Origin of the sequence: Bacillus mycoides, from assembly GCF_018742245.1 — a bacterium.
In the GTDB taxonomy this organism is placed as follows: Bacteria; Bacillota; Bacilli; order Bacillales; family Bacillaceae_G; genus Bacillus_A; species Bacillus_A cereus_U.
The window spans coordinates 4271648-4289181 of the sequence record NZ_CP036132.1 but is presented as its reverse complement, the minus strand read 5'-3'; the positions used below and the strand labels follow the sequence as shown (position 1 = coordinate 4289181).

The window sequence follows — 17534 nt, the reverse complement described above, 5'->3', positions numbered from 1 at the left end:
GAAGCACTTCACATGCATAAAGTGCATCAAGGAAAATTAGAAACTGTATCAAAAGTAAAAGTAGAAAATGCAAAAGATTTAAGTCTTGCATATTCTCCAGGGGTTGCAGAGCCTTGTAAAGAAATTTATGACGATAAAAGTAAGGTATATGAATATACAATGAAGGGAAATATGGTAGCAGTTGTGACAGATGGAACGGCTGTACTTGGTCTTGGTAACATTGGACCTGAAGCATCTCTTCCAGTAATGGAAGGTAAAGCTGTATTATTCAAGAGCTTTGCTGGCGTAGATGCATTCCCGATTGCCTTAAATACAAACGATGTAGATAAAATTGTTGAAACTGTAAAATTAATGGAGCCAACTTTTGGCGGTGTAAACTTAGAAGATATCGCAGCACCAAATTGCTTCGTTATTGAAGAACGTTTGAAAAAAGAGACAAACATTCCGATATTCCATGATGATCAACACGGAACAGCTATCGTAACAGTAGCAGGCCTTGTGAACGCGCTGAAGTTAGTTGGAAAGAAAATGTCCGACATTAAAGTTGTCGCAAATGGTGCAGGTGCAGCAGGTATTGCAATCATTAAACTTTTATATCGCTATGGTGTACGTGACGTTATTATGTGTGACCGTAAAGGTGCAATCTATGAAGGTCGTCCTGTCGGTATGAATCCGGTGAAGGATGAAGTTGCAAAATATACAAATAAGAATCGTATCGAAGGTTCTTTAGCTGATGTTTTACAAGGTGCGGACGTATTCATTGGTGTATCTGCAGCAGGTGCATTAACTGAAGAGATGGTTCGTACAATGAATGACGATGCAATTATTTTTGCAATGGCGAATCCGGTTCCAGAAATTATGCCAGAATTGGCAAAAGCAGCGGGCGCAGCTGTTGTTGGAACAGGTCGTTCTGACTTCCCGAACCAAGTAAATAATGTACTAGCGTTCCCAGGTATTTTCCGCGGTGCACTTGATGTACATGCGACACAAATTAATGAAGAAATGAAGATGGCAGCTGTACAAGCCATTGCAGAGCTTGTATCAGAGGATGAGTTGAATGCAGACCATATCATTCCGGCACCATTTGACGCGCGTGTAGCGCCTCAAGTAGCGGCTTACGTTGCGAAAGCAGCAATGGAGACAGGAGTGGCTCGCCGTCAAGTAGATCCAAATGAAGTCGCTGAGAAAACAAAACAATTAGCGCTGATTGGTAAAGAATAAGCGAGGAATTTCCATTGACATCATCAAATACAAAAGTATATCTCGAAATTGTAAAAAAAATCCGTTCCATTATGGAAGAGGATTGTTTAGTAGCAGGGGATCGTTTGCCATCTGAGCGTGAGTTAAGTTCACGCTTAAATGTTGGACGTTCCTCTGTAAGAGAAGCATTACGTGCTTTAGAACTGGTAGGATTAATTGAAACGAGACGTGGTGAGGGGACGTTTATTCGAAACTTTTACGATAACGGTCTTGTACAATTAATTGCTCCGTTCTTGCTGCAAGATGAGAAAACAATTCGTGATTTATTACAAACAAAACGATTGCTTGAGAAAGATATGATTCGACTTGTATGTAATTTACCGAAAGAAACGTTTTCTGGAGTACTAAGTAAATTACACCAAGTGCTTGAAGAAAATGAAAGCTCAATTCCGGTGCTTCATCAAACGTTCTTTAAAACACTTATTGAACAATTCGATAATTATTTACTCTATCGCATTTGGATGATCGTAAATGATTACGTTGCAACTCTTTCTTGTGAAGTTTCAGGAGATTCTATCGAAATCTATAGAAAGCTTTATGCTACTTTGGAAGTGAAACAAGAAAATGATGCGTTAAAAATTTACGATGAATTAGTAGAGAATATACAGTTTCACTCGTAATGTATAAAATTTGTCGAAATGACCATGACACGTTATGACAAACATTCTACCGCATAGCGGTTAAAGTTAAACGTAAAGAGAGAGGTTATTAGACAGATTGAGAAGATAAGGCTAACATCAAACATTGGTGTTAGCCCCATTTTCTTCTTACGCTAACCTTAGCTCTCAACGAAGGGGGTCAAATTGTGCTAAGAGATTTATTCGTGAAAAAGAAAAAGTACGCTGCAATACCTTCAGAACAAATACGAAAAGATGTACCAGATGGCGTTATGACAAAATGTCCGAAATGTAAAAAAATCATGTATACGAAAGAGCTTCTTAAAAATTTAAAAGTATGCGTGAATTGTGGATATCATCATCCGATGAATGCATGGGAACGCCTTGATAGTATATTGGACGAAGGTTCATTTCGTGAGTATGACAAAGAGATGGTTTCACTAAATCCACTTGAGTTTCCGGGATATGAAGAGAAACTAGAAAACGATCGTAAGAAGACTGAATTGTATGAAGCGGTTGTAACTGGTGAAGGAACAATTGATGACATGCTTGTTGTTGTTGCAGTAATGGATTCTCGTTTTCGAATGGGCAGCATGGGCTCTGTTGTAGGAGAAAAAATTGCTCGTGCGGTTGAAAAGGCATACGACTTACAAGTTCCATTTATTATCTTTACTGCGTCGGGTGGTGCCCGTATGCAAGAAGGGATATTAAGTTTAATGCAAATGGCGAAAACAAGCGTAGCTTTGAAAAAGCATAGTAATGCAGGAGGGTTATTTATTTCTGTTATGACTCACCCGACGACGGGCGGGGTTTCAGCGAGTTTCGCTTCACTTGGTGATTATAATCTTGCAGAGCCAGGTGCACTTATCGGATTTGCGGGTAGACGCGTAATTGAACAAACAGTGCGTGAGAAACTTCCGGAAGATTTCCAAACGGCAGAATTTTTACTAGAGCACGGTCAATTAGATGCGGTGGTGCATCGTGATGATATGAGAGAATCACTCCGTAAGATTTTAGAAGTTCATCAAGGAGGGGAAATGGCTGTATGGCAGAGCTAGAATTTGAGAAACCAGTTGTTGAGCTAAGAAATAAGATTCGTGAACTGAAAGACTATACGAAAAACAGCCAGATGGACTTCAGTGAGGAGATTCGTATTTTGGAAGACAAGCTAGAAAAACTAGAGGAAGATATATACGGCAATATGAAAGTATGGGACCGTGTTCAAATTGCTCGTCATGCAGAACGACCGACAACGCTCGATTATATTGAGCACTTATTTACTAATTTTTTTGAATGTCATGGAGATCGCCTATTTGGCGACGATGCAGCGATTGTCGGCGGCATTGCGAAATATAAGGGGATGCCTGTAACTGTAATTGGGCACCAACGCGGAAAAGATACGAAAGAAAATATTCGTCGTAATTTTGGAATGCCTCATCCAGAAGGATATCGAAAAGCACTGCGTCTAATGAAACAAGCGGAGAAGTTTAATCGTCCCATTATTTGTTTCATCGATACGAAGGGAGCTTATCCTGGTAAAGCAGCTGAAGAACGTGGACAAAGTGAAGCTATCGCTCGTAATTTATTTGAAATGGCGGGTTTAACTGTACCTGTTATTTGTATCGTTATCGGTGAAGGTGGTAGCGGTGGTGCGTTAGGTCTTGGAGTAGGAGATTACATTCATATGCTAGAAAATTCCACTTATTCTGTTATTACACCAGAAGGTGCGGCGGCGATTCTTTGGAAAGATGCTGGTAAAGCAAAAGAAGCTGCAGAAGCGATGAAAATTACAGCATTAGATTTGAAAGAATTAGGTGTAATTGACGAAATTATTCCAGAGGCAAAAGGTGGAGCGCATCGTAATGTTTTGAAACAATCAGAAAATATAGATTTAATGCTTAAGAAAACTTTTGAACAATTAAGCGGAATTTCGAAAGATGAATTAATCGAAAAACGTTATGAAAAATATATGAAAATTGGGCAAGTTTCGTTTTCAAACGCTTCCATTGGGATAAAATAAGAAAAGCGTGCGTTCCTCTTCGCGAATGCACGTTTTTATTATGAAAAGACACATCTTCTCCATTGTGTTTTTGTATTTTTTCGTGTTATTTTATTATAAGGCAAATAATCTTTATGAGGTGAGTACAAATGAAACGTATTGGTGTATTAACGAGTGGTGGAGATTCACCTGGTATGAATGCTGCCATTCGTGCAGTTGTTCGTAAAGCGATTTTCCATGATATTGAAGTATATGGTATTTACCATGGATACGCTGGTTTAATTTCTGGTCATATTGAAAAATTAGAACTTGGTTCTGTTGGCGATATTATCCACCGCGGTGGTACAAAATTATATACAGCAAGATGTCCTGAGTTTAAAGACCCAGAAGTACGACTAAAAGGAATCGAGCAATTAAAGAAACATGGTATTGAAGGACTTGTTGTTATTGGTGGAGATGGTTCTTACCAAGGTGCAAAAAAATTAACTGAGCAAGGATTCCCATGTGTAGGTGTACCAGGTACAATCGACAATGATATCCCTGGAACAGACTTCACAATTGGTTTCGATACAGCTTTAAATACTGTTATTGATGCAATTGATAAAATCCGTGATACAGCTACATCTCATGAACGTACATATGTTATCGAAGTAATGGGACGTCACGCTGGAGATATCGCATTATGGGCTGGTTTAGCTGATGGTGCAGAAACTATCTTAATTCCAGAAGAAAAGTATGACATGGAAGATGTTATCGCTCGTCTGAAACGAGGTAGTGAACGTGGCAAAAAGCACAGTATTATCGTTGTAGCTGAAGGTGTTGGAAGTGCAATTGACATCGGTAAGCACATTGAAGAAGCAACAAGCTTTGATACTCGTGTAACTGTATTAGGTCACGTACAACGTGGTGGATCACCAAGTGCACAAGACCGTGTATTAGCTAGTCGTCTTGGCGCAAGAGCAGTTGAATTATTAATTGCTGGTAATGGCGGACGTTGTGTTGGTATTCAAAATAATAAACTTGTTGATCATGACATTATCGAAGCGTTAGCTCAAAAGCATACAATCGATAAAGATATGTATCAATTATCTAAAGAATTATCTATCTAATTGGCTTAATGCCTTGTATTTGGGAACGGTTTCATAATTTTCGGAGGTGCAATATGCGTAAAACTAAAATTGTATGTACTATAGGTCCTGCTAGTGAAAGTATTGAGAAATTAGAGCAATTAATGGAAGCGGGTATGAACGTTGCTCGTTTAAACTTCTCTCATGGTAGCCATGAAGAGCATGGAGCTCGTATTAAAAATATTCGTGAAGCTTCAAAGAAAACTGGTAAAACAGTTGGTATCTTACTTGATACAAAAGGTCCAGAAATCCGTACACATGACTTCGTAGACGGACAAGCTGAGCTTGTAACAGGTGCAGAAGTAATTCTTTCTACTGAACAAGTATTAGGAACTGCAGAGAAGTTCTCTGTATCTTATGCTGGTCTTTATGATGATGTTGATCCAGGTTCTCGTATTCTAATCGATGACGGTCTTATCGAACTAGAAGTAATCGAGAAAGCTGATGGAAACATCCGTACAAAAGTATTAAACAGCGGAACTGTAAAAAATAAAAAAGGTGTTAACGTACCAAACGTAAGCATTAAGCTTCCTGGTATCACTGAAAAAGACGTACAAGATATCGTTTTCGGTATCGAGCAAAAAGTTGATTTCATCGCAGCATCTTTCGTACGTAAAGCATCTGACGTATTAGAAATTCGTGAATTATTAGAAGGGCATAACGCTCAATACATCCAAATCGTACCGAAAATTGAAAACCAAGAAGGTATCGACAACATCGATTCAATCTTAGAAGTTTCTGACGGTTTAATGGTTGCTCGTGGTGATATGGGTGTAGAAATTCCACCAGAAGAAGTACCATTAGTACAAAAACGTCTAATCAAAAAATGTAACGTATTAGGCAAACCAGTTATTACTGCAACACAAATGTTAGATTCTATGCAACGTAACCCACGTCCAACTCGTGCGGAAGCAAGTGACGTAGCAAACGCAATCTTTGATGGAACAGATGCAATCATGCTTTCAGGTGAAACTGCTGCGGGTCAATACCCTGTAGAAGCTGTAACAATGATGGCTAACATTGCGGTACGTGTTGAAAAATCATTACAATATGAAGATATGTTCAAAAAACGTATTAAAGAGTTCACGCCAACAATTACAGATGCAATTAGCCAATCTGTTGCGCACACAGCACTTGCTCTTGATGTAGCTGCAATCGTAGCTCCAACAGAAAGTGGACATACTGCGAAAATGATCTCTAAATACCGTCCGAAATCTCCAATCGTAGCTGTAACATCTGACGAGCAAGTAGGACGTCGTCTTGCACTTGTTTGGGGTGTTCAAGCATTTATGGCTGGAAAACGTGCAGCTTCTACTGACGAAATGTTAGACACAGCAATTCAAACAGGTATGGATGCGGGTCTAATCGGACTTGGAGATACTGTAGTAATCACTGCTGGTGTTCCAGTTGCTGAAACTGGTACAACAAACTTAATGAAAATCCACGTTGTTGGTGAAAAAGTTGCTAAAGGGCAAGGAATCGGTCGTAAAGCTGCAAAAGGTAAAGTAGTTGTAGCGAAAACAGCTGCTGAAGCTGTAGCGAACGTAAACAAAGGCGATATCCTTGTTACAACAAGCACTGATAAAGATATGATTCCTGCAATTGAAAAAGCTGCTGCTCTAGTTGTAGAAGAAGGCGGTCTAACAAGCCATGCAGCTGTTGTAGGTGTATCAATCGGTATTCCTGTTATCGTTGGTGTAAACGGCGTAACAACAACTTTAAAAAGTGGCCAAGAAGTAACAGTTGATGCAGCGCGCGGAATTGTTTATAATGGACATGCGGAAGTGCTATAAGAAGTAATACGGAGAGAAGGATCGGAGTCCTTCTCTTTTTTTTACACAAAAAAGGATAGAGATAGCTTTAAATACCTGAAATCGCTTTGAAAAACGTTTGTTATAACGTTTAGTGGAAAAGGGTTGTTCGTCCTTTATAAAGCTTATATGAGTGTTTTAAGGGGCTTATAAGGGGTTTTGTAAGGGTGATGCTTTCAAACCTTTTGAATGAAATATGAAGGAGTGTGGAGCTGTGAAGTGGTTGCTATTCTTACTTATTGTAATACCGGCGATTGAGATTATGGTATTGATAGGATCGAGTCATGTAATAGGTTTATGGTCTACGTTCGCTATGATTGTATTTACGGGTATTGTGGGTGTATATTTGGCGAAACGACAAGGGTTTAAAGTACTTAGGGAGATTCAATTTAGGTTAAATAGAGGAGAAATGCCGGGTGATACAGTTCTAGATGGTATTTTTATATTCGTAGGAGGTATTCTTTTAGTACTGCCTGGATATGTGACGGATATAATAGGTTTTATCTTTGTTGTTCCTGTAACGAGGGCTTTATTGAAGCCGCTTGTTATGAAGTGGATTGATTGGAAATTTAGAAAGAGAACTACTATTATTGTTCAGAAATAACGCGTAGATTATAGCGATCTACGCGTTATTTTTTTGTTTGCTATTTATGGTCAATTGTTAGCTTCCTGTGTCGGGGATTATTGTTAGTTATTAAACGATAGGATACAGAGGGTTCTTGTGAATTTAAAGTGTTATATTATGGTGGTGTTCTTGTTTGTAGTAAGATTCGACTAGTAAGTAGAAGCTAGACAGGAGAAAAACTACTGCTTACAGGGTTCACCTGCCTCATTTTGTATATTTATTCATTTACATAAAAAGTAATAAATGTAAGTAATAATTATAGAGTAAATAGAATAAAAATGTATTTATGGCCTAAAATATGCGTTTTTATGCAAAAAAATAAGAGGATTATCCTTTTATGGGAAATTCTCTTTTAAATGTAGTAGTACAAAAAAGTACAGTGAATAATCAGTGGGAATTCCCCACTGATTTCAGTTGATTTTTTGTTGTGTATGAGTTAGAAAATATTATTTTGATGGTGAGCCTTTAATGAATTTCCATAAGTCGTGGAATACATGAGCTTTGTGTAATGTATTAAGTAGTACTAATATGACTGGACCGATGATTAATCCTAAAAAACCAAAGAGCTTAAAGCCGACAAATAGAGCGATGAGTGTCGCTAATGGATCGAGTCCAATATTAGATGAAAGTACTTTTGGCTCCATGATTTGTCTTTGGACAATCACGACGATGTATAGGATGAGAAGACCGATGGCGAATGCAGTATCGCCTGTGAAAAATACGTATATAACCCAAGGAACGAAGACGGCTCCAGTTCCTAAATACGGGAGTAAATCTACAACCCCTGTAATAATCGCGATAGTAATTGCGTATGGCACGCGTAATATTAAAAGGCCGATTAGTACAATGATAGTTGTCATAGATACGAGTGTAAGTTGCGCTTTAACAAAACCAAACAAAGCTTTTCTTAAATCGACAAAAATAGTTTTTCCGTATCCGTGTACACGATTAGGTAGAAGTTTTCTTACTTTATGAGCAAGACGGTGCCAATCGTAACTAATGAAGAAGGTGGCTAATAAGACGAATACAAGGACAGTTAAAGTTGTTGGTAATGCACTAATGAAATTTGTTAATCCGCTTATAATGGCGGTTAAAAGTTCTTTCATTTGTGTCGTTGCTTCGGTGCCTAAGTTTTGAATGTTTTGTGTAATAGTGTATCGCTGTGGTTCTCCAAGATGATTAAATTTAGAAATTAAATCATCATAGAGAGGCATAATATGATTAAGTGCAAATTCTTGGGCGAATGCAACGATATCTGGAAACTTCACTGTGACAATTTGTAGTAAGTATGTTGTGGCAGATATTGCTTCAGTTACAAGGTATGTAACAAGTCCGACGATAGCTCCGAATACGAGAATTAAGCTAACGAGTACGGCTAATGCGCGAGGGAATTGTAGTTTTTGATTAAGGAAATTGACGACAGGATTAATCAAATAAGCGAATGCAAAAGCGATAATAAAAGGGTAGATAAGGCCTGACATGTGCAGCAATGCATAGAACCCAACTACCGTTGCTACAATGACGAATATGAGTCGTAATATCATATATAGTAAGTTTCGGTTCAAAGATGTATACCTCCCATTCCAATTTGGATTATCCTAATTCGTTCAACTTATAACTAGTGAGATTCACTGATCAAAGTTTCACTTTATGTTATAGTGGAATGATGGATTTAGCCTGCTTTTGCAGCGGATTAATGACTACAAAAGCTTGTTGGTGACGCTTCTACTATATGGTAAAAACTTCATTTTCTCTCTTTTTTATTTTACCTGTTTCTTATTATAAAAGAAAGGAGAGACATCCGCTTTTAAATGTATATGCATGCTTTATTTTTTCTGGTTAAAGTCTTGTTTGTAATTTTGAAATGCACATTAAAATCAATTTGTTTCTTTATTGTAATTTTCAAATATACATCGATATATCATGTATAACGATAGGTTTAAGGGTATTTTTGTTTGGAAACAAGTTCATTATTTTCAGAAAGGAAGTGCAATCATGATTAGTCAGTCAACGTTATTTTTATTCATACTACTTATTATAGGACTTATTGCTAAAAACCAATCGCTTACTGTAGCTGTTGGAGTGTTATTTTTATTGAAGTTTACGTTTTTAGGCGATAAAGTCTTTCCTTATTTACAAACGAAAGGAATTAACCTAGGTGTGACGGTTATTACAATTGCGGTGCTTGTCCCAATTGCGACGGGGGAAATAGGGTTTAAACAGCTTGGAGAAGCGGCGAAATCATACTATGCATGGATTGCTTTAGCTTCAGGAGTAGCGGTTGCTTTATTGGCGAAAGGTGGGGTGCAATTATTAACGACTGATCCTCATATTACAACCGCACTTGTTTTTGGGACAATTATAGCTGTAGCTTTATTTAATGGAGTTGCTGTAGGTCCATTAATTGGGGCTGGAATTGCCTATGCAGTTATGAGTATTATACAGATGTTTAAATAAGGAATTTTATAGTAATATAAAAATTTTGAATTCTTCCTGTTCACAAAAGTCAGATAATTGTTTATAATAGAATTAGAAACTTTGAAAAGTTACATAACAGCAGAGACTTTACACCAGATAAAATAAAAACAACATAAAACAATTTTATAATGATATTGTTTTATGTTGTTTTTATCATAAAACTCTTCGGAATTTATTTTCCTCACTAACTTGTTGTTCTGAGCGTGAGGATTCGGAGAGACATTCACGCTCATGCTTTCCCTGTAAGTAATGGACAATTAGAGGGGAACATCGCAACAAATTTGCATGAACGTGCATTTTGCTTGCCTAAAGAGTGAACGAGCGTTCATAATTTATAAGGGGAGCAAATAGATATAAGGAGCAAGGTTGGGAGAATTTTCAGGAAAAGGAGAGAATGTCATGACTGTTATTCGAGGTTTAGAAGGGGTAGTAGCAACAACATCATCTGTGAGCTCTATTATTGATGATACATTAACTTATGTTGGGTATAATATTGATGATTTAGCTGAGAATGCTACGTTCGAAGAAGTAGTGTACTTATTATGGCACCGCAAGCTTCCTAACGAAAAAGAACTAGCGGAATTTAAAGAGACTGTATCAGAATACTATAAAGTACCAGGTGAAATTTTAACATATTTGAAACAAGTAGATTTAAAAATCGCGCACCCGATGTCGGTTTTACGAACTGCGATTTCCATGCTATCATTATATGATGAGAGCGCTGAAATAATGGATGGAAAGTCTAATTATTTGAAAGCGGTTAAATTACAGGCTCAAGTCGGAACTTTAATTGCGGCTTATGCAAGAATTCGCAAAGGTTTAGATGTTGTTGAGCCAAGAAAAGATCTATCATTAGCTGCAAACTTCTTGTACATGTTAAATGATCGTGAGCCAAATGAAGTTGAAATTGAGGCTTTTGATAAGGCACTTGTACTTCATGCAGATCATGAGTTAAACGCTTCTACATTTACTGCACGTGTTTGCGTAGCTACACTTTCAGATGTGTATTCTGGTATTACAGCAGCAATCGGTGCATTAAAAGGTCCTCTTCACGGCGGGGCAAATGAAAATGTAATGAAGATGTTAACTGAAATTGGCGAAGAAGAAAATGTAGAATCATATATTCATAATGCTCTTCAAAATAAAGTAAAAATTATGGGCTTTGGCCATCGCGTATATGAGCATGGTGATCCACGCGCGAAACACTTACGCGAAATGTCTAAGAGATTATGCGTGCTTTTAGGAGAAGACAAATGGTATAATATGTCTATCAAAATTGAAGACATTGTAACAAAAGAAAAAGGTCTTCCACCAAATGTTGATTTCTATTCAGCTTCTGTATACCATTGTTTAGGAGTTGACCATGACCTATTTACACCTATCTTTGCGATTAGCCGTATGTCAGGCTGGTTAGCTCATATTCTAGAGCAATATGAAAATAACCGTTTAATCCGTCCGCGTGCTGATTATGATGGACCTACGCATCAAGTGTATGTTCCAATTGCGCAACGATAAGTGAAAAACACTATTTTGATAGTGAAAATACGCTTTCAAAAGTCTGATTTTTTCGGAAAGATATAATGATTAGAATATTTTAATTTGACTAACGGTTTGAACTGAGGGGTTATTCCCTCAGTTTCATACATATGAAATTTCAAACATGGGGGTTATCACATTGACGACAGGTGAAAAAATTACTGTAACTAATGGTGTTATGAATGTACCAAACAATCCGATTATTCCATTTATCGAAGGAGATGGAATTGGTCCTGATATTTGGGCTGCAGCATCTCGCGTACTAGAAGCAGCAGTTGAGAAAGCATATGATGGTGAGAAGAAAATTGTTTGGAAAGAAGTGCTTGCAGGGGAAAAAGCATTCAACCAAACAGGCGAGTGGTTACCAGAAGAGACTTTAAATTTAATTCGTGAATATTTAATCGCAATTAAAGGTCCACTTACAACTCCAGTTGGCGGTGGTATTCGTTCTCTAAACGTTGCGCTTCGTCAAGAATTAGATTTATATGTATGTCTACGTCCAGTTCGTTACTTTGAAGGTGTTCCTTCACCTGTAAAACGTCCGGAAGATACTGATATGGTTATTTTCCGTGAAAATACAGAAGATATTTACGCTGGTATTGAATATGCACAAGGTTCTCCAGAAGCGGAAAAAGTTCTTGCATTCTTAAAAGAAGCAATGGGCGTTAATAAAATTCGTTTCCCAGAAACATCAGGGATTGGTATTAAACCAATTTCAGAGGAAGGGACAAAGCGTCTTGTTCGTGCTGCGATTCAATATGCAATTAACGAAAAACGTTCTTCTGTTACATTAGTTCATAAAGGAAACATTATGAAATTTACAGAAGGTGCTTTCAAAAACTGGGGTTACGAAGTAGCTGAACAAGAATTTGGCGACAAAGTATTTACTTGGGCTGAATATGATCGTATCGTTGAAAAAGATGGTAAAGATGCAGCGAATAAGGCGATGGCAGAAGCAGAATCTGCTGGGAAAATCATCGTAAAAGATTCTATTGCAGACATCTTCTTACAACAAATTTTAACTCGTCCACGTGAGTTCGATGTTGTTGCAACAATGAACTTAAACGGAGACTACATCTCGGATGCACTTGCTGCACAAGTAGGTGGAATTGGTATTGCACCTGGTGCAAACATTAACTATGTGACTGGACATGCTATCTTTGAAGCTACACATGGTACAGCTCCAAAATATGCAGGTTTAGATAAAGTAAATCCATCTTCTGTTCTTCTTTCTGGTGTATTATTATTAGAGCACTTAGGATGGAATGAAGCTGCGAATTTAGTAACTGATTCAGTTGAGAAAACAATTGAATCAAAAGTAGTAACTTATGATTTCGCACGCTTAATGGAAGGTGCAACAGAAGTGAAATGTTCTGAGTTCGCTAATGAACTTATTAAAAACATGGATGTAGCGATAATCAAAAACGCATAATTAAAGCGGGGGGTAAATTATGACAATCAAACGCAAGAAAGTTTCAGTCATCGGTGCAGGATTTACAGGAGCAACAACAGCATTCTTATTAGCACAAAAAGAACTTGCAGATGTTGTATTAGTGGACATTCCACAGCTGGAAAATCCAACAAAAGGGAAAGCGTTAGATATGTTAGAAGCGAGCCCAGTACAAGGTTTTGATGCTAACATTATTGGTACATCTGATTACGCAGATACTGCTGATTCTGACGTTGTCGTTATTACAGCAGGTATTGCGCGTAAGCCTGGTATGAGCCGTGATGACTTAGTAGCAACAAACTCTAAAATTATGAAAAGTATTACGCGCGACATTGCAAAACATTCACCAAATGCGATTATTGTTGTATTAACAAATCCAGTTGATGCAATGACATATTCTGTATTTAAAGAAGCAGGATTCCCGAAAGAGCGTGTTATCGGTCAATCGGGCGTATTGGATACAGCTCGTTTCCGTACATTCATTTCACAAGAATTAAATCTTTCTGTGAAAGACATTACAGGATTTGTTCTTGGTGGACATGGTGACGATATGGTACCTCTTGTACGCTATTCCTATGCAGGTGGTATTCCGTTAGAAACATTAATTCCGAAAGAGCGTTTAGAGGCAATCGTAGAACGTACACGTAAAGGTGGCGGTGAGATTGTAGGCTTATTAGGAAACGGTAGTGCATATTACGCGCCAGCAGCTTCTTTAGTTGAAATGACAGAAGCAATCTTGAAAGATCAACGCCGTGTATTACCTGCTATTGCATACCTTGAAGGTGAGTATGGTTATAGTGACATTTACTTAGGGGTACCAGTAATTCTAGGTGGTAACGGAATTGAAAAAATTATTGAATTAGAACTTCTTGCCGATGAAAAAGAAGCGTTAGATCGCTCTGTAGAATCTGTACGTAACGTTATGAAAGTTCTTGTTTAATAATTAAATATAAGCGGAAAAAGATTCGGGGCCCCGAATCTTTTTCTACTATTTACTAAATTGTTTTTTTGAAATAATATGAAAACGCTATCATTTGGTGTATCCTATAATGAAACTATAAACTTATACTATACATTGCCCTCGTCATAGTAATTTTCGGATAAGGTATCGCTTTTAGTAGGATAATAAGGTGAAAAAATCGGAGGGGGTTGTAACATGTTAAAGAAAAAAGTTCAAATTGGTCGTAGAATGGATGAAATTACAGTAGGAGAGAAATTATCTATCACTGAAAAAATTGAGGATAAAGATTTGTTATTGTATTTAGGGTTAACGAATGATGCCAATCCATTATATATTCAGCATGATTACGCATCCCAAACTCCGTATGAAAAGCCGATTGTCCCAAGCATTATGCTAACGGGGCTGATTACAACGGCGGTTACGAAATATTTACCAGGTCCAGGTAGTCATATTACTAGGAAGGACCTTACGTTCGTGAAACATGTTCACCATTATGAAACGTTACAAATCCACTTTGAAGTTGTGGCTGTTTCAGAGGAGGAACATACAATTGATATGCTTGTATTTGCTCATGATGAAAAAGGAGAAACTGTTGTAAAAGGTTCATTAACAGTAACACCACCTTTTAAATCTGTTTCCATTATGGAAAAAGCATTAGATAATTTTTAAAAAATGAAAGTTAGAATGATATAAAAGTAGCGCTAGTCATATTCTTATTAAGGGTATGTTAGCGCTACTTTTTGTTTGGAAAGGGTGATATAACTTTGAAATGGGAAAGGGAAGACATTATTTTTGAAACGATAAGAGAAGCTGAAGTGTGGGCCGATTCAATCGCGAATGAAATGTACGGGAAAGTATTTGATGGATATGAAACACCAGATTATAAAATAGCGTATGCTCTTTCGTTTTTCCTAGCGCAAAATCGAGAGTTTATAGTTCATACGGAAAAAGAGTTTAAAAAAGATAGATTCATCTATAAAGTTTGGATAGCGACCGGATAGAGGGAATGAAGTTACGATTGCTTTTATTTTCCGAAACTCTAGTACAAACGAGCTCCATGAATAGACAATTATATTGAGGGAGACCTTGTTTTCTAGTATGATGAGAATAACGGGGAAAATACTAGGATGAAGAAGGTTTCAAGTCTATAACTTGGAGGAAAAGAATGAACAATCGTATTTTAGTAGTTGATGATGAGGAATTTATCTTAACTTTAATTGAATTTAATTTACAACAAGCTGGGTTTGAAGTTATAACAGCGATGGATGGAGAAATGGCGCTTCAAAAAGCGACAACAGAACGCCCAGATTTAATTATATTAGATTTAATGCTTCCAAAAATGGATGGTATGGAAGTTTGTAAAGAATTACGATTGCAGCGTGTTATGACGCCGATTTTAATGCTAACAGCAAAAGATGATGAATTTGATAAGGTGCTAGGTCTTGAGCTTGGGGCTGATGATTATATGACGAAGCCGTTTAGCCCAAGGGAAGTTGTTGCTCGTGTGAAAGCGATTTTGCGCCGCACGAAATTACAGCAAGAAGAAAAAGTTTCGGAAACGCCAGATGAAGATAGTATCATAATTGCAGAGCTTAAAATTTTACCGGAGTTTTATGAAGCGTACTTCCAAGGTAGGAAACTGGAACTAACACCGAAAGAATTTGAGTTACTTGTTTATCTTGCAAAAAATAAAAGTCGTGTATTAACTCGTGACCAATTATTGAGTGCTGTATGGAATTATGATTTTGCCGGTGATACAAGAATTGTTGATGTCCATATTAGCCATTTGCGCGATAAAATTGAACAAAATACGAAAAAACCGACGTACATTAAAACGATACGTGGTTTAGGTTATAAATTAGAGGAGCCAAAAGGGGATGAATAAATTTCGTTCCAGGCTTCTTTTTACATTTGTTTCTCTTATCGTTTTTATTTTAGTTGGACTAGGTGTATTATTAGAAACCGTATTTGAAAATTACTATATAGATCATGCTAAAGAAAGAATGGTAAAAGAGACAAGGTATGTTGCTGTATTAGCAGAGGAGCAAGGGTTTGATTCTGTTTTAAAAAAGCCGTATGTATTTGAAAAGTTAGAAGAACAAATACCAGCTTCTATTATATTTGTGGATGAAAAAAAGAAAGTTCAATATAGCGGAGGGAAACAATCTGCATTTAGTCAAGAGATGATTAAAGAACTTTCTTCTGAAGCAGGAAAACAAAAAAATAAAGTCATTACGAAAGAAACAGATCAAAAGAATGAATTTTATCATGCTGTGTTCGTCCAGGATGTAGAAGGGAAACAAGGATACATTTTGGTGAAAAGTACAATTGATACTTTGAGGGACGTTCACCAAAAAACGTGGGGATTATTAATTATCGGATTTGTCATTGCTTGTCTCGTAGTTGTATTCCTAGGTGTCAAAATTACAGGACAATATATTAGGCCGATTGAATCAGTTACGAAAGTTGCGATTGAATTAGCGAAGGGTAATTATAAAGCGCGTGCATATGAAAGTCATTCGGATGAAACAGGAATGCTGAGTAAAGCAATTAATATTTTAGCTCGTAATTTACAAGAGATGACACTCGAACAAGAAATGCAACAAGATCGTTTGCACACATTAATTGAAAATATGGGAAGCGGAATGATTTTAATTGATAGCCGTGGTTATATAAACCTTGTAAACCGTTCTTATAAGGAGACTTTCCACGTAACAGATGAAGAATATTTAGACCGTTTATATTATGAATCATTTCACCATACGGAAATTATTGAGCTTGTGGAAGAAATTTTTATGACAGAAGTGAAAGTGCGTAAACAAATGTTATTGCCGCTAGGTATTGAGCGCAAGCATTTCGAAGTATACGGAGCGCCAATTATTGGGACAAACCATGAGTGGAAAGGGATTGTTCTCGTATTCCATGACATTACAGAGTTAAAGAAATTAGAACAAATGAGAAAAGATTTTTTAGCGAATGTTTCTCATGAATTGAAGACACCGATTACTTCTATTAAAGGTTTTTCAGAAACACTCTTGGACGGAGCTATGGATAATAAAAAATTCTGCGAACATTTCTTGCATATCATTTTAAAAGAAAGTGAGCGTATGCAAGGATTAATTGAAGATTTATTAGATTTGTCAAAAATCGAGCAGCAAGGGTTTAGATTAAATATGGGTACGGTTGATATGAAGGGGCTTCTGGAAGACATTCACATGGTGCTTGATAATAAAGCGGGTGAAAAAGAAATCTCTTTACAAGTGAATGTATTGAAACGAGTTTCCGTTATTGGAGATCCGAGCCGCTTAAAACAAATCTTTATTAATTTAATTAATAATGCAATCGTATATACGCCGGCTGGAGGCGTTGTTTCAGTTGAATTATTAGAGGATAAATATAATGCGTATATAAAAGTGTCGGATACTGGAATTGGTATTAGTAAAGAAGAAATCCCTCGTATATTTGAACGTTTTTATCGAGTTGATAAAGCGAGAAGTAGAAATACGGGTGGAACGGGTCTTGGTTTATCAATTGTAAAGCATTTAGTTGAAGCACATCAAGGTACGATTACAGTGGATAGTGAGGTTGGAGAAGGTACAACATTTACAGTTGTTTTACCAAAATCAGCTACTGAAAAATAGGATGAAGGATATTTACAATATATTAACAA

Annotated in this window: 16 protein-coding genes; 15 read left to right on the top strand and 1 reads right to left on the bottom strand. The window is 37.1% G+C overall.

Annotation, left to right across the window (positions count from 1 at the left end):
• The first annotated feature begins 12 nt into the window (after positions 1-12).
• The 7 genes from EXW56_RS21965 to EXW56_RS21935 all read left to right on the top strand — a co-directional run bounded on the left by EXW56_RS21965 (position 13) and on the right by EXW56_RS21935 (position 7418).
• Complete coding sequence (locus tag EXW56_RS21965) at positions 13-1221, top strand: NADP-dependent malic enzyme (protein WP_165763976.1); 1209 nt, start codon at positions 13-15, stop codon at positions 1219-1221.
• Between the two features lie 14 nt (positions 1222-1235).
• Entirely contained in the window at positions 1236-1880 is a 645-nt protein-coding gene (locus EXW56_RS21960) for a FadR/GntR family transcriptional regulator (protein ID WP_002112207.1), read from the top strand.
• 185 nt (positions 1881-2065) lie between these two features.
• Positions 2066-2935 (top strand): acetyl-CoA carboxylase, carboxyltransferase subunit beta, encoded by an 870-nt coding sequence (gene accD / locus EXW56_RS21955; protein WP_002160256.1) that lies wholly within the window; start codon positions 2066-2068, stop codon positions 2933-2935.
• On the top strand, positions 2923-3897 hold the full coding sequence (gene accA, locus EXW56_RS21950; protein WP_000818787.1) for an acetyl-CoA carboxylase carboxyl transferase subunit alpha: 975 nt from the start codon (positions 2923-2925) through the stop codon (positions 3895-3897). Before accD ends, accA begins: the two co-directional genes overlap by 13 nt.
• A 128-nt stretch (positions 3898-4025) precedes the next feature.
• Complete coding sequence (pfkA, locus tag EXW56_RS21945; protein ID WP_002034288.1) at positions 4026-4985, top strand: 6-phosphofructokinase; 960 nt, start codon at positions 4026-4028, stop codon at positions 4983-4985.
• 53 nt (positions 4986-5038) lie between these two features.
• Positions 5039-6796 (top strand): pyruvate kinase, encoded by a 1758-nt coding sequence (gene pyk / locus EXW56_RS21940; RefSeq protein WP_002199192.1) that lies wholly within the window; start codon positions 5039-5041, stop codon positions 6794-6796.
• Positions 6797-7028: 232 nt separating this feature from the next.
• Entirely contained in the window at positions 7029-7418 is a 390-nt protein-coding gene (locus tag EXW56_RS21935; RefSeq protein WP_002199193.1) for an FxsA family protein, read from the top strand.
• 467 nt (positions 7419-7885) lie between these two features.
• Here the strand turns inward: EXW56_RS21935 and ytvI are convergent, their stop codons facing one another.
• Complete coding sequence (gene ytvI, locus EXW56_RS21930; protein WP_002112201.1) at positions 7886-9004, bottom strand: sporulation integral membrane protein YtvI; 1119 nt, start codon at positions 9002-9004, stop codon at positions 7886-7888.
• Positions 9005-9434: 430 nt separating this feature from the next.
• Between ytvI and EXW56_RS21925 the strand changes: the two genes are divergently transcribed.
• The 8 genes from EXW56_RS21925 to phoR all read left to right on the top strand — a co-directional run bounded on the left by EXW56_RS21925 (position 9435) and on the right by phoR (position 17505).
• Entirely contained in the window at positions 9435-9896 is a 462-nt protein-coding gene (locus tag EXW56_RS21925) for a DUF441 domain-containing protein (RefSeq protein ID WP_002112200.1), read from the top strand.
• Positions 9897-10283: 387 nt separating this feature from the next.
• Positions 10284-11432 (top strand): citrate synthase, encoded by a 1149-nt coding sequence (gene citZ / locus EXW56_RS21920; RefSeq protein ID WP_002199195.1) that lies wholly within the window; start codon positions 10284-10286, stop codon positions 11430-11432.
• A gap of 160 nt (positions 11433-11592) precedes the next feature.
• The gene (gene icd / locus EXW56_RS21915) at positions 11593-12885 is read left to right on the top strand and encodes an NADP-dependent isocitrate dehydrogenase (RefSeq protein WP_002112198.1); all 1293 of its coding nucleotides are present in this window, start codon (positions 11593-11595) and stop codon (positions 12883-12885) included.
• 19 nt (positions 12886-12904) lie between these two features.
• Positions 12905-13843: a malate dehydrogenase gene (mdh, locus tag EXW56_RS21910; RefSeq protein WP_002160261.1), complete on the top strand. Its 939-nt coding sequence runs from the start codon at positions 12905-12907 to the stop codon at positions 13841-13843.
• A gap of 216 nt (positions 13844-14059) precedes the next feature.
• Entirely contained in the window at positions 14060-14533 is a 474-nt protein-coding gene (locus EXW56_RS21905) for a MaoC/PaaZ C-terminal domain-containing protein (protein ID WP_002015489.1), read from the top strand.
• 95 nt (positions 14534-14628) lie between these two features.
• Positions 14629-14865, top strand: a complete 237-nt coding sequence (locus EXW56_RS21900; RefSeq protein ID WP_002034283.1) for a hypothetical protein — start codon at positions 14629-14631, stop codon at positions 14863-14865.
• Positions 14866-15029: 164 nt separating this feature from the next.
• Complete coding sequence (phoP, locus tag EXW56_RS21895; protein ID WP_002112195.1) at positions 15030-15749, top strand: two-component system response regulator PhoP; 720 nt, start codon at positions 15030-15032, stop codon at positions 15747-15749.
• A complete protein-coding gene (gene phoR / locus EXW56_RS21890) occupies positions 15742-17505 on the top strand; it encodes a sensory box histidine kinase PhoR (protein WP_002112194.1) in 1764 nt (587 codons plus the stop codon). Before phoP ends, phoR begins: the two co-directional genes overlap by 8 nt.
• The last annotated feature ends 29 nt before the right edge of the window (positions 17506-17534 follow it).

What these genes read in the sequence shown, in the direction of transcription:
- EXW56_RS21965 (WP_165763976.1), top strand. Translation starts at nt 13, where the DNA reads ATGCATAAAGTGCATCAAGGAAAATTAGAAACTGTATCAAAAGTAAAA.
- accA (WP_000818787.1), top strand. Translation starts at nt 2,923, where the DNA reads ATGGCAGAGCTAGAATTTGAGAAACCAGTTGTTGAGCTAAGAAATAAG.
- pfkA (WP_002034288.1), top strand. Translation starts at nt 4,026, where the DNA reads ATGAAACGTATTGGTGTATTAACGAGTGGTGGAGATTCACCTGGTATG.
- pyk (WP_002199192.1), top strand. Translation starts at nt 5,039, where the DNA reads ATGCGTAAAACTAAAATTGTATGTACTATAGGTCCTGCTAGTGAAAGT.
- EXW56_RS21925 (WP_002112200.1), top strand. Translation starts at nt 9,435, where the DNA reads ATGATTAGTCAGTCAACGTTATTTTTATTCATACTACTTATTATAGGA.
- mdh (WP_002160261.1), top strand. Translation starts at nt 12,905, where the DNA reads ATGACAATCAAACGCAAGAAAGTTTCAGTCATCGGTGCAGGATTTACA.
- EXW56_RS21905 (WP_002015489.1), top strand. Translation starts at nt 14,060, where the DNA reads ATGTTAAAGAAAAAAGTTCAAATTGGTCGTAGAATGGATGAAATTACA.
- phoP (WP_002112195.1), top strand. Translation starts at nt 15,030, where the DNA reads ATGAACAATCGTATTTTAGTAGTTGATGATGAGGAATTTATCTTAACT.
- phoR (WP_002112194.1), top strand. Translation starts at nt 15,742, where the DNA reads ATGAATAAATTTCGTTCCAGGCTTCTTTTTACATTTGTTTCTCTTATC.